Raw genomic sequence first — 12,300 nt, 5'->3', positions numbered from 1 at the left:
GATGCCCCCTTACTTCGGCTCGACGGTGAAGACGCAGTAGTCGGCGCCCTGGCCGGCGCACTGGGTTTCGGCGCTGATGGTGTGGTAGTCGTAGCCCAGCTTCTCGCCCACCCAGTCCATGGCCCCGGCAAACCAGCCTGCGAACATGTAACAGGCCATGCCTTCGCTTTGCGGCGCACCGGCCACGCCCTGCGCCAGCACGAAGCAGGAATGGTCGAGGCGGATCTTGGCATGGCCGGTGGCTGCGTCGGCCTCGATGAAGGAGAACTGGCCCCAACCACGCTGCGACAGACGGTTGAGGTAATGCTCGAACACCTCCATGCCTTCCAGGCCATGAGTGCGCGCTTCGCTGTCGCACCAGAAGTAGGCGGAGCGGTAACCGGCGTCGTACAGCGCCTCGGAATAGGTGCCCTTGCCCAGCGCCGCTTCGACGGCCATGTGGTTGTTGACGAAGAAGTGGCGCGGCACATACAGCATCGGCAGGCCGTTGGTAGTCCACACACCGGAATCCGGATCTACGTCGATAGGAACGAGTGGTTGCATCAGAATCTCCTGCACGTTGTCGTGGCACGGCGCACAGGGGGCACGCCGTCAGTCAGGAGAAATGGTGCACGAGGCGGTTTCGGCCAACGTCGGCAGCAGCGACCGGTTTTTGCCGCAGACCGACACGGGGTGGCGTGTGAAGACGACCGGGGTGGTGGCTACAAACGCGTATGAGATAATTTGGAATGGTCTCGCATACCAGCAGGAGGCTGGCAGCTAGCGTTGAAGAACCAGGCAGTGATCACGAGTCCGTCAGAGGTACATCAATGAAATCCGCCAGCGCTAACTGGCGGATTTGCGGGATGAGCCGGTGGCTCCACCACTCACGACTAGCGGCTGGAGTCACCGCGAGTCGGTACTCTTCAGGGATGGAGCATCTAATCCGGGCATTTCTGGTCAATCAGCTTTTCGGTGTTGTTACCATCCTTGTTCAAATAGCTCAGTTTCAGCTTTCCATCGGCTTCGAACGTTCCCTTTATTGTGGAAAAGATCACTGCAGACTGGGTGTAAAAGCCGAACTTGGGATCACTGTACCTGGCCTGCCAGTAATACTTGGCACCATTTTTATTGAAGATAGGCGCTATCTCTATGCCCTTACCATCGTCCGTTGGCTTTAGTACGCAGGCCCGCCTGGCGTCCACCGCCAGTACGTCGTGCAAGGGCTTCGACACCCCGTTCTCCTTCCGGTAAAAGAAGCTCACATTGCACGGGCTGCCACAGGACAAGGTTACCTCGGCCAGCCTGAGCGAGCGCCATTTCGCGCTGACCGTGCTTGTTGGTACATCCTTGAACAAACCGGTCTTGCTGCCGTCGGAATCAATCCATGCTGAGCATCCGCCATCATTGCAACTGTAAATGATGCTTTCCGTCTTATCGGAGGAGCTGAGCTTTACGATCTCCGCAAAACACGGCATGGATACGGCACACAGCGCAATCGTAAGAGTTTTTTTCATGGATTATGGCCCTTCATTCCCTTCTACGTGTGCCTGCAGAAGAACCTTTTTATCTTTCTTGATAATTTCAATTTCTAGACTGACATTCTTGCTACTCGAGAGAGAGATAGTCCATCCGTTGATTTTATAGGAGCCGCCAGATTCATCTATCTTATAGCCCCTACCATTTTTCTCCTCAATTTTCTTAAAGATATTTGAGTACAACTCCTCCGGGGCCAAAAGGGAAAAATATTCGGTTGTCTTGGTTTTTTTTTGGATATTAACACCAACAGTAATGCTCTTATCATTCAGCTGGCATTCGTAAATTTCGCTATAGTTTCCTCTAAGTTTACCTCTATCATCACTCCCAAGCTTGCAGTTTTTTTCCAGAAACAAGACCAGAGGTTTGCTGTTTTTACCCACGATTCCCCTAGGGTTTGAAAGGTAAGAAAAGAGATTCCTGTTATCAGTTTCGGCCATGGCTGAAGCCAGGCTGACTGTTGTTGCTATTGTCATAATCAACTTGGTCGTTCTCTTAATCATCAGCTGCATCCAGTGTGGCTGTCGGATTTACAATATCATCACGCCTTTTAAATGGCGGGGTGTCGTTTGATAATGGCTTCTTTGCCACAGAGATAGAACTGCCGTACAACTCAAAGTGCAGCATACATTGCTTATATTTTTTACCACTGGGCATAATAAGCTGACCAACCCTTGCGATAACTTGTCCTCGCTTTACCTTTTCGCCCACTTTCAACTCGGAACTGCGCGGATCAATTTCGCCATAACGGACAATAAAACCACCATGATCCACAGTTATCTGATCGGTGTGCCAATAAAATCTGTGCTTATCAACCACAACCCCATCCGCGACAGCACGAATTTCTGTTCCCGCTGACGCATAGATATCGCACCCCGCATGTTTTCTGCCCGCTCGTGAATGGCCAAACTCGCCAGGCATGCCCGCCCGGTAACTTTTCCTGTTATGCCCGGCAATCGGAAACAATATCTTAGCAACAACGTCTGAATCTTTTTTGGTTTTCCCTACTGTCTCGTGCGGATTGCCATTTTTATTTCTAACCGCATGAGACTCATATCTGGCCTCTTGTTGATGGGCGTTCGGCTCCAGGAGCTTGCTCTGTTTTCTTGGCTGGGCGCCTTTACCGTTGGGAAGCTCCAACACCTGACCGTCGGAAATAACATTTTGATTCTTTATTTTATTGACGCGACATAATTCGAATATACTAATATTATAACGCATCGCAATTTTGCTCAGCGTCTCCCCAGGCTGCACTGTGTGACTTGAAGAGCTGTGCTGAGCCGGTTTTCCAACATGGTTGTCAGTTCCGGTCTGATGAACAATCTTGTTTCTGACAATGTCAATTGCCATTTCCAGCGCCTCAATGGTTTGCTCATAAGCTTTTGAAAACTCCCCTTTTGAATTCTTGATCCATATTTGCAGCTCCTCTCCGATCCTGTCAGTTAGGATAACTGGGATCTCCCCTTTTTCATTAGTTTTGACAATTTTTTCATTGCCACCAATTTTTGCCTTGACCTCTCTGTGGGCCAAAGGCATGTCCGGCCGAAGAAATCTGATCTTGACTTTGGCGATAGCACGGTATTTGTAGAACTTGAAGTCATCACTCTCGGTGCCTGCTACTTTCACCTCTTCCAAGAGGTCGAAATTCCAAGAGGGCGGTTTGCCGTACAGCTTTTCCTGTGCTTTCGGACTGTAGTATAAAACGGCTCCGTTGGTGTTATCCGGTCCACCACCCTCAAAGATGGACTCTACCGTGCTTTTCAGTAGCTCGATCTTTTGAGCATTGGGCGTCTGAGCTCCATTGGCGATATAATCGTAAGCCTCTTTGTATGGCGTATTTTTTTGTGTATACGCATCAAAACCTGTATTTTGTATTATTTCAACAGGGGTTTTGTATTTTTTCCATTCTCGACCCTGCTTGATTCTGTTTGTTATTACATTTGCAATAGCCTTCCATGATGCAGGACTTTGACCTGCAGCCTCGCCATATATCGTAGAAACAAAAATAAAAAAATCAGTTTCGTTAGTCATTGTTCTTAAAGAAGGTGAGAGGTTCAGGCTCCTCTGGAGTGTCGATGAAGTAATGATGATCTTCAATTAAAGACCACGGCATTGACTCATTCTCAACCACAAGGGCAAGGTCTTTGCGATCTTCGGTGAAGACTCTTTCGGTATCTCCTGTTTTGGACAGTGTGCCGGACTGGGTAACTTCATTGGTAGAGGTATCGATGAAGCGGTATTTGAGGGTTGGAGCATCATGACTGGCAGCGAGCTCCTCCATCAGTAGCTTATTGATCGTTACCTGGGCACTTGACATCCGAGCCTCTGCAAGGGAGAGGGCCGGGAAAGACATATTCATCTGTGCCGGCCCGCTCATCACATGATTCTCCCCCTTCACACTCACCGTGCCTGAACAGTGCACCTCAATATTGCCCCCTGACATACGGATGTAGGCGCCACCGCCAACGTTGAGCAAAATTTCTTCCTTGGCCGCGATGGTGATGCTGTCCTTGCACGAGGCAACGGTCACGTCCTTATCCGCCGTCAGCTCCATCGCATCGCTCTGCGCCTGGACCTGCACCTTGCCCTTGGCCGCGATCAGTTTCAGACTCACCGCGTCCTTCACTCCGGCGACGAACAGGCTGATGTGCTGCCCCACGTTGTGCAGCCAGCGCCGGCCCGAGGTCTGTTGGGTATCGCGCTGGGCGATTTGGTCGATATTCGTCCCAGCCGCCAGGGTGAGGCTGTTGTCGGTGGTTGCGGCGAGGCCGGCCGGGGCGGACAGGACCATCAGCGGTTGTTGGCCTGCCTGATCACCTGCGGTTTTGCTGTCTTTGTGACTGAGCGAGGTAGCGGAGCGTCGCGAAGGAATAGTGTTGGTTCCCGCTTCCCAGGCCTTCAGCGCCGCGACGTGGTGCTGCAGGTGACCGTCGGGCTTCTTCGCTCCCTTGCCGTTGTCCGGCTGAATCGTCTCCGGCCCGATTTCAACGGTATCGGCCAGCTGCGCGGTAGCGGTCTCGCCCAGCGATTGGCTCAGGCTCAGTGCGGCGTCGAGCTGGCTTTGCGCGCCGTCGCGCCCCAGTTGTTTGCCGGAGACGGAGGGCTGCGCTTCGGTGCTGAGCAGCAGGCCGTGGCCGGCGCGGATCGCGCCGTGGCGGTCGGTGCGCAGTTCGAAGCCGTCGCCGCGGGGCGTGGCCTTGCCGTCGGTACGCGGGTGGACGAGGTAGCCCTGGTTGAGCTGGGTGGCGCCGTGTTCGGACGACAGTTTGGCGCGCACTTCGCCGGGGGTGTCGTCGAACAAGAGTTCGTTGTACTGCCCGCCGTGGTGTTCCTTGCTCTTGATGCCGGACAGAGTCTGGTTGCCCGGCAGCTTGCCGGCGCCGCTGAAGGCGGGCGGCGGGTGGCTGCCGTTGTACAGCACGCCGGTGATGATCGGGCGGTCGATGTCGCCTTCGAGGAAGTCGACCAGCACTTCCTGGCCGATACGCGGGATGAACTGGTGGCCCCAGCCGGCGCCGGCCGCGGGCATGGCGACGCGCAGCCAGCAGCTGGAGGTGTCGTCGAGGTTGGCGCCGATCGTCGGGTGTTCGTCGGGACGCTGCCAGTGGAACTGGACCTTGATGCGGCCGTGGGCGTCGGTGTGGATCTCTTCCCCCGCAGGCCCGACCACGGTGGCGGTCTGGGCGCCGCGCGCGGTGGGCTTGGCCAGCGCGGTGCCGGCGTAGGCCGGGGTGAGCGGCAGGCCGCGGCGCTGGGCGCTGAAGGTGGTGTGGTACGGAACGTCGCTTGCCGAGGTGTCGGCCCCCGCGCCGGCGGTCGAGGTTGGCCGAAGGCTGGGCGGCAGCGCCCGTGCCAGGTCGGTCGGTAGGTTGTTGCGGGCGGTGAAGGCCTGGCGCGTGACGACGAATTCGCGCTGTTCGGGAGCGTCCCCCTCGTGCGCCGGGTGATCGTCGAGGCGGAACCACTGCCCGGCGGCGAGCCCGCGCACCGAGCCGCCACCGTCGAAGCGCTTGGCCTGCGCGTCGTGCGCCTGCTGGCGCAGCCGGGCGTAGTGGGCGAGCTGGTCGGCGTCGCCGGCGTAGTAGGGGCCGGGGACGTCGTAGTCCTGCAGGCTGCTTTGCAACCGCGTCCCATCGGAGCCCTGCTCGACGGCGCTGCTATCGCCGCTGTGGCCGGTGGCGACAGGCTGGTAGTCGAAGCTGGCCAGCGTCACGCCGCCGCTAACGATCTGGCGCGTGCCGTCCCAGCGCGTGAGGCCATCCTCTTCTTCCGTCGCATCGCTGCGGTGGAAGCGCACCCGCTCCACCCCGGCGGCCGGCGGCGAATACGGGTCGTCGAAGGCGACGAGCTGGACCTGCGGGAGAGCCCCTCGCGACGCGGCGCGACCTGGCTCGCTCGCTCTCTCTCCATGCTCAAAGCGCCAGGCCAACCCTTCCTCGTGCAGCAGGCGCACGAGGAAGTCGTAGTCGCTCTCGCGGTATTGCAGGCAGTAACTGCGGGAGGGCAGCTCGCCCGCGAGCACGAAGTCGAGACGCTGCACCGCCGCGAACACCGGGTTGGCGGCGGCGTGTTCGGCGAACACCTGGCGCACAATGTCGGGCACCGAGAGGTCCTGGAACACCCGCGAGGTACGGCGCAGGCGCAGCAGCGCGAACGGCGGTTCGACGGTAAGGGCGTACTTGGCAAAGCCGCCGTCGGCCCCCAGGCTGTCGACAGCGCTGACCACACCGCCGCGCACCTGCTCGGTCCCGTCCGCCCCGGCGAGGCCGAGCCGCACCGGCACGCCGAGCAGCGACTTCAGTTCGAGCCCGGCGTCGGGCGACAGGCACTCGACGCGGTAGCGGTAGCTGTCGGAGACGGCCTCGTCGCCGTGCACGGCAAGCGGCAGCAGCGTCTCGCCCCAGCGCTGGCCGTCGCCCAGGTGCAGGGTGAGGAGGCGCTGCTCCTGGCTGAAGGCGGCGGCGAAGCTGGCAAGGAGTGAGTGAATGGTCATGAGTATCGGGTGGATGGCCGGGGTCGCCTGATGGCAAGAATGGCAATTTTGAATACGGCATTTTCCGCAATATTTATGCTATTGGCAATTCCATACAGCAAGCTTGCGAGGATAAGGAAAGCGGGGACTATCCATCTCCATCTATCGGCTGGCTATGCTTTGTAGGCCATTTGTCCGCACTGGATAGCCTGACCGGAGGCATCCGACGAGCACCCGTCACCATGACGGAACCCGAAAAATTGATGACAATGTTTTTTAGCGAAAGCTAGCTTGGTGCTAACGACACCAAACCGTCCGCCTCTTCCTCCCCCGCCATCAGCTCAGCGGTTTCTTCCTGAATGACCAGCTGAGAAACGGCGGGACGACACCACACACCGGCCCCGCTTTCGGGTTCAAGCCATCACAAAACCCAACAATGGCGCGGCTTGCCGGGCGGGTAATACGCCAAATCGACGGAGCCATGAAAAAAGCCCCCGAAGGGGCTTCAAGAGAGAGAATGTTTACTACCGGGAACGAAGCTTACAGCCAGCCCGCCACGCGTTTGCCGTTGGCACCAACCCATTTCTCGGCCGCTGCCGCCGGCTTGGCGCCGTTCTCGACCTCCAGCATCACCGCGCCGATTTCCTCCGGCTTCCAGGAGAATTTCTTCAGGAAGCTCACCACTTGCGGTGCCTTGGCGTTCAGGCCGGGGTTGATCACGGTGTCGACGTGTTCTTCCTCGCCGTACACCTTCTTCGGATCCTCCAGGAAGCGCAGCTTCCACTTGGCGAACATCCAGTGCGGAATCCAACCCGTCACGGCGATCGGCTTCTTGGCGTTGATCGAGCGCGCCAGTTCGGACGCCATGCCCGGACCGGAGCTCGGCATCAGCTTGTAGTCGAGGTTGTAGTCCTTGATCGCCAGTTCGGTCTTCTTCATCACGCCAGCGCCGGCGTCGATACCGACGATGCGGCCCTGGAAGGCGTCCTTGTACTTGTTGAGGTCGGCCAGGCTCTTGGCGGGCACGTACTCGGGCACGATCAGGCCGATCTTGGCACCGGGGTAGTTGGGTCCCAGATCGGTGACCTTGTCCTTGAGCTGCTGGTAATAGTCACCATGCGTCACCGGCAGCCAGGCCGACAGCGTGGCGTCGAGATCGCCGCGCGCCACCCCCTGCCACATGATGCCGGCGGCGACCGGTACCAGCTCCACCGGGTAGCCCAGCTTGGTCTTGATGATGGCGGCGGCGACCTGCGTGGTGGCCACGCTGTCGGCCCAGCCTTCGACGTAGCCGATCTTGATCAGCGGTTTGTCGGCCGCCCAACTGGCGCTGGAACAGACCAGGCCGATGGCGGCCAGCAGCTTGACACTGTTGCGAACTTGCTTCATGCCAACTCCTCTACATGATAAAAGATGGGAATAGTCCCGTTCTGCTGCTTTACGTGCTACTGCGGGTGGTCCCGCTTATCGTTTGATTTATTGGATGTCTTCCGGCTTCACCACCAGCCAGTTCTTGTCGGCGGTGACCGTCTGGCCCAGCGAAGCTTGGCGCTTGGCCGATTCTTCCCACCACGACTGCATCGCCGGCATGTATTTGGCCTTGCGATTGACCCATACCCGCACCCCGCCCTTCTCGACGTCGGTACTGTTGAGCAGCATGTAGCCATCGGAGATCGGGGTGTCGCCCCCCACCAGTACCGGCTTCTTCCACTGGTCGATCCAGCCGACGATGGAGCCCAGTTTGCCTTCGTACCAGGTCATCGGGTTCATCAGGTAGGGGGTCAGTTCCAGGTCGAGGTTGCGCGCCGGGTCGTACTTGCCCTTCTTGATCTGCAGCCGCGAGCTGGTCAGCTCGCCGCTCGTCCGATCCTTGAGCAGCATGTTGACGCCGATGACGTTCTGCGGCTTGACGTTGTAGCCGTACTTGGGGTCGCTGACGACCATGCGTGCCAGCTCCTCGCCGGCGGCGGACATGACGTAGACCTCGATGCCGTTTTCCTGCAGCCGGTTGTAGAGCTCCTGCATGCCGGTGTAGAGATGCGGGCGGTTAACCGTGCCCTCCACGACTTTGTCGCCGCTGTAGTACTTGATCGGGATCGGCTTGTCGTAGGTCATCAGCTCGTCGACGTAGCCCTTGAGCTGTTTCAGCGTGAAGCCGGAGAACACCTGCGCCACCCACGGGTAGCACACCAGGTCGTCCACCTCGCACAGCCGGTAGTAATAGCTGTTCAGGCTCTCCTTGAACCCCGGCGTGTCCTTGAAGGGGAGCAATTTGAGCGAGGGATCGAGTTTGTCGCGCGTCAGCACGCCCTTCATCTCGAGGAACGGCAGCAAGGCCTCTTCCAGGTCGTAGCGGTAACTGGTGTTATCCATGTCGAACACCGCGTAGGCGCCCTTGTGGGCGTTGGCGGCGATCATGGTATTCAGCTTCTGGGCGACGTCGCCCGGCCAGTGCTTGAGCTCGGTGGCCTGGACTCCGGCCGTGGCCAGCAGCAACGACAACGACAATGCAACGCGTTTCAAACGACTCATCCGCTCACTCCTGTGGGTTGGACCGACACTGATGAAACAAAAAAACCCGGCATGCCTCGCACGCCGGGTAACTCACGACTCACTCTCCCCTTACCTTCGTGAGCACGCGCACGTCGTGCTCACCCAGCAACTTGTGCTGCCTGGCCTCGTCCCAACCGGTCTCCGACATGTACATGGGCATACCTGACTATGTGGGCTGGGCCGTCGCCGCGCATGGCGATCGCAGGCCTCGTCGAACTTTCCTTGTACTCCATGGTGCCGAACCCTGTTCCAGCCCAGCGGCATTGTGACGACCTGTTCTTGTTAGTGAACGACATGGTGAAGATGGTCCGGCACGCAGCGCCGCAGTATCTATACTGACTCCGCCTGCTGCGATGTCAGCGCGCAGCAGGCATCCGCCCGCGGCCGCTTCGGCGGCGCCAGCCCGACGTACACAAGGAGGAAGATCATGGCAATCCGCATTGGCGATGAAGCGCCCGATTTCACTGCCGATACCACCGAAGGCACCATCCACTTTCACGAATGGATCGGCGACAGTTGGGCCATCCTGTTCTCGCACCCGAAAGACTTCACCCCGGTCTGCACCACCGAGCTGGGCTATATGGCCAAGCTCAAACCGGAATTCGACAAACGCCACACCAAGATCATCGGTCTCTCGATCGACCCGGTCAGCGACCACAAGGCCTGGGTCGGCGACATCGCCGAGACCCAGGGCCACGCCGTCAACTACCCCATGATCGGCGACGCAGACCTGAACGTGGCCAAGCTCTACGACATGATCCATCCCAACGCCAGCCCCGGGCCGCGCACCGCCGTCGACAACGCCACGGTACGCTCGGTGTTCCTGATCGGCCCGGACAAGAAGGTGAAGGCGATGCTGGTCTACCCGATGAGCGCCGGGCGCAACTTCGACGAAGTGCTGCGCCTGCTCGACGCGCTGCAGCTCAACGCCAAGCACACCGTCGCCACGCCGGTGAACTGGCGCCCGGGCGACGACGTGATCATCCCGACCTCGGTATCGGATGAGGAGGCGCAGAAGAAATACCCAGAGGGCTACAAGACGCTGAAGCCCTACCTGCGCATGGTGGCGCAGCCGAAGTAGACATTGATGCTCCGCGCGCCAGGGTCGCCGCAGACGGCCCTGGCATATCCCTCTTCCGTTGTCGGGCAGCGGTTGGCCGCCGCTCGGCGCGATGTGTCGGCATAGGGAATTGGCGTGCCGGTGGCCGTGCTACAGCCGTGGGTGACGGCAGCTATCGGCGGGGAACGGAACCGGCCTTCCGCGTTATCCCGAAAAGAAACTTAACAAAATGAAGGAATTCATTAACAGTTTCGAATAACCCCTTGGCTACCATCAAGGTCCCTTTGAAAACCCGTCAGGGAAAAGGAGCCTTAATGAAATACCATCCGATTCATTCCCACCTCGTTGGTGCCCTGCTTCTCGCAGTGAGCAGTTCCGCCGCTCTGGCACTGGATATCAATGCCGCCAGCTCTGTCGAGCTGGTGCAAGCCGGCTTCAGCAAGACGCAGGCCGAAAGAATCGTGGCTTACCACAAGGCGCATGGCGATTTCCGGTCGTCGTCCGATTTACTCAAGGTCAAGGGTGTCACCAAGGCGACACTTCAGAAAGTGAACGACAAGCTCAATAGCGACGCCAGTGCGGCGGTCCGTGCCGAAGGCGCGGCCACGGCAGCGGGTCAAGCCCCCGCGGGCAAGACCGGCGCCGCGGGGGCCGGTAGCGCCTCTGCTGATCAGCGTCCGATGGAAACCTCTAGTGGCGCCAATGCCGGCGCTGGGGTTGGAGCTGGGGCTGGGGCCGGTGTCGGCGTAGGGGTTGGTGTCGGTGTTGGAGCCGGCAGCAGCGGCGGAGCCGCAGGCGTCAAAACCCAGGGTGGCGTTGGCATCGGTATCGGCCAGTAACCCCATCCCCGGCTCTGGGGCGCACTGAGATCAGTGCCTCGCCCTTGACCCGGATACAGCTCGGTCAGGCCCTTGGGGATGGCCGGGCTTTTTAACGCCAGCGCGGTGCCTGTTGCTGGCTGGTTTTTCCGCCCGCATTGGCCCCGACATTTCACGACCGGCCGCAGCAAAAACGGCGCGGGAGCGACATCCATCGCCACCCACGCCGTTCTTCTTGCGTGATCGGAACCGGGGTCAGGCGCCCCACACCTCGCCGAACACGCGCAGCCAGTTCTCGCCCAGCACCTTCTGAATCTTGCGCTCGCCCCAGCCGGCCTTCTCCATCGCAACGGTCAGGTTCGGCGTCTCGCCGATGGTGCGGATGCCTTCCGGATTCAAAATGGTCCCGAAGTTGGTCAGGCGGCGGTAACGGCCCTTGTCGTGGGTGATCCAGTCGAAGAAGCCCTTGTCGTAGCCCTGGGTGAAGTCGGTACCGAAGCCGACGCAGTCCTCGCCCACCAGGTTGATGATGTAATCCATCGCCTCGACGTAGTCGTCCACCGTGGCTTCGATGCCGCGCTTCAGGAACGGCGGGAACATAGTGACGCCGATAAAGCCGCCGTGGTCGGCGATGAACTTGAGCTCCTCGTCGCTCTTGTTGCGCGGGTGCTCCTTCAGGCCGGACGGCAGGCAGTGCGAGTAGGTCACCGGCTTCTTGGATTCCAGGATGGCCTCTTTCGAGGTGTGGCTGCCGACGTGCGACAGGTCGACCATGATGCCGACGCGGTTCATCTCGGCGATGACCTCGCGACCGAAGCCGGACAGGCCGCCGTCGCGCTCGTAGCAGCCGGTGCCGATCAGGTTCTGCGTGTTGTAGCACAGCTGCACCACGCGCACGCCCATGTCGGCGAACGCCTCGATGTAGCCGATGTTGTCCTCGAAGGCGTGGGCGTTCTGGAAGCCCAGGATGATGCCGGTCTTGCCGTCGCGCTTGGCCTGGCGGATGTCTTCGGTGGTGCGTACCAGCGACAGGATGTCGCTGTAGTCGCGAATCTTCTGCTTCATCTCGGCGATGTTGTCGACGGTATCGGTGAAGCCCTCCCACACCGACACGGTACAGTTGGCGGCGGTGAGGCCACCCTTGCGCATGTCGTCGAACACCGAGCGTTCCCACTTGGCGATGATCAGGCCGTCGATGACGATGCTGTCGTTATGCAGTGACATTTTTTCTCCTCGCGGGCACCTCACCCGCCTTGAGAAATGGTGCACGAGGCGGTTTCGGCCAACCTCGGCAGCAGCGACCGGTTTTTGCCGCAGACCGACATGGCATGGCGCGACAAGAGAAATGAAAAAGCCCCCGAAGGGGCATGAAGGGATGGTAA

The 12,300-nt window shown here is 59.3% G+C and carries 10 protein-coding genes; 2 read left to right on the top strand and 8 right to left on the bottom strand.

All coding sequences use genetic code 11. The annotated features are described in order from the left end of the window. Positions 1-9 precede the first annotated feature (9 nt). The 7 genes from NH8B_RS06770 to NH8B_RS06745 all read right to left on the bottom strand — a co-directional run bounded on the left by NH8B_RS06770 (position 10) and on the right by NH8B_RS06745 (position 9,019). Positions 10-543: a DUF5943 domain-containing protein gene (locus NH8B_RS06770; RefSeq protein WP_008953048.1), complete on the bottom strand. Its 534-nt coding sequence runs from the start codon at positions 541-543 to the stop codon at positions 10-12. A 377-nt stretch (positions 544-920) separates the two neighbouring features. Continuing rightward, positions 921-1,496 carry a hypothetical protein gene (locus tag NH8B_RS06765; RefSeq protein ID WP_014086609.1) on the bottom strand — a complete coding sequence of 192 codons (576 nt, stop codon included), beginning with the start codon at positions 1,494-1,496 and terminating at the stop codon, positions 921-923. 3 nt (positions 1,497-1,499) lie between these two features. Beyond that, positions 1,500-2,018: a hypothetical protein gene (locus tag NH8B_RS06760; protein WP_148282946.1), complete on the bottom strand. Its 519-nt coding sequence runs from the start codon at positions 2,016-2,018 to the stop codon at positions 1,500-1,502. Beyond that, positions 2,011-3,546, bottom strand: coding sequence for a peptidoglycan DD-metalloendopeptidase family protein (locus NH8B_RS20385; RefSeq protein ID WP_014086607.1), 1,536 nt, complete (start codon positions 3,544-3,546; stop codon positions 2,011-2,013). The genes NH8B_RS06760 and NH8B_RS20385 overlap by 8 nt, the downstream gene beginning before the upstream one ends. Continuing rightward, the gene (locus NH8B_RS06755; RefSeq protein ID WP_014086606.1) at positions 3,539-6,508 is read right to left on the bottom strand and encodes a type VI secretion system Vgr family protein; all 2,970 of its coding nucleotides are present in this window, start codon (positions 6,506-6,508) and stop codon (positions 3,539-3,541) included. Before NH8B_RS06755 ends, NH8B_RS20385 begins: the two co-directional genes overlap by 8 nt. Before the next feature lie 519 nt (positions 6,509-7,027). Continuing rightward, the gene (locus tag NH8B_RS06750; RefSeq protein ID WP_008955484.1) at positions 7,028-7,876 is read right to left on the bottom strand and encodes a glycine betaine ABC transporter substrate-binding protein; all 849 of its coding nucleotides are present in this window, start codon (positions 7,874-7,876) and stop codon (positions 7,028-7,030) included. An 87-nt stretch (positions 7,877-7,963) separates the two neighbouring features. Then, positions 7,964-9,019 carry a phosphorylcholine phosphatase gene (locus NH8B_RS06745; RefSeq protein ID WP_014086605.1) on the bottom strand — a complete coding sequence of 352 codons (1,056 nt, stop codon included), beginning with the start codon at positions 9,017-9,019 and terminating at the stop codon, positions 7,964-7,966. 448 nt (positions 9,020-9,467) lie between these two features. Between NH8B_RS06745 and NH8B_RS06740 the strand changes: the two genes are divergently transcribed. Together NH8B_RS06740 and NH8B_RS06735 are read left to right on the top strand one after the other, a co-directional pair. After that, a complete protein-coding gene (locus tag NH8B_RS06740; RefSeq protein ID WP_014086604.1) occupies positions 9,468-10,121 on the top strand; it encodes a peroxiredoxin in 654 nt (217 codons plus the stop codon). 242 nt (positions 10,122-10,363) lie between these two features. Further along, the gene (locus NH8B_RS06735; protein ID WP_232503544.1) at positions 10,364-10,939 is read left to right on the top strand and encodes a ComEA family DNA-binding protein; all 576 of its coding nucleotides are present in this window, start codon (positions 10,364-10,366) and stop codon (positions 10,937-10,939) included. Between the two features lie 234 nt (positions 10,940-11,173). Here NH8B_RS06735 and NH8B_RS06730 read toward each other — a convergent pair whose 3' ends face one another. After that, entirely contained in the window at positions 11,174-12,142 is a 969-nt protein-coding gene (locus tag NH8B_RS06730) for a dipeptidase (protein ID WP_008955489.1), read from the bottom strand. Positions 12,143-12,300: the final 158 nt, after the last annotated feature.

This window comes from Pseudogulbenkiania sp. NH8B (genome assembly GCF_000283535.1).
Classification (GTDB): Bacteria; Pseudomonadota; Gammaproteobacteria; order Burkholderiales; family Chromobacteriaceae; genus Pseudogulbenkiania; species Pseudogulbenkiania ferrooxidans.
This window is presented reverse-complemented; position numbering and strand designations above follow the sequence as displayed.

What these genes read in the sequence shown, in the direction of transcription:
- NH8B_RS06740 (WP_014086604.1), top strand. Translation starts at nt 9,468, where the DNA reads ATGGCAATCCGCATTGGCGATGAAGCGCCCGATTTCACTGCCGATACC.
- NH8B_RS06765 (WP_014086609.1), bottom strand. Translation starts at nt 1,496, where the DNA reads ATGAAAAAAACTCTTACGATTGCGCTGTGTGCCGTATCCATGCCGTGT.
- NH8B_RS06755 (WP_014086606.1), bottom strand. Translation starts at nt 6,508, where the DNA reads ATGACCATTCACTCACTCCTTGCCAGCTTCGCCGCCGCCTTCAGCCAG.
- NH8B_RS06770 (WP_008953048.1), bottom strand. Translation starts at nt 543, where the DNA reads ATGCAACCACTCGTTCCTATCGACGTAGATCCGGATTCCGGTGTGTGG.
- NH8B_RS06760 (WP_148282946.1), bottom strand. Translation starts at nt 2,018, where the DNA reads ATGATTAAGAGAACGACCAAGTTGATTATGACAATAGCAACAACAGTC.
- NH8B_RS06750 (WP_008955484.1), bottom strand. Translation starts at nt 7,876, where the DNA reads ATGAAGCAAGTTCGCAACAGTGTCAAGCTGCTGGCCGCCATCGGCCTG.
- NH8B_RS06745 (WP_014086605.1), bottom strand. Translation starts at nt 9,019, where the DNA reads ATGAGTCGTTTGAAACGCGTTGCATTGTCGTTGTCGTTGCTGCTGGCC.
- NH8B_RS06730 (WP_008955489.1), bottom strand. Translation starts at nt 12,142, where the DNA reads ATGTCACTGCATAACGACAGCATCGTCATCGACGGCCTGATCATCGCC.
- NH8B_RS20385 (WP_014086607.1), bottom strand. Translation starts at nt 3,546, where the DNA reads ATGACTAACGAAACTGATTTTTTTATTTTTGTTTCTACGATATATGGC.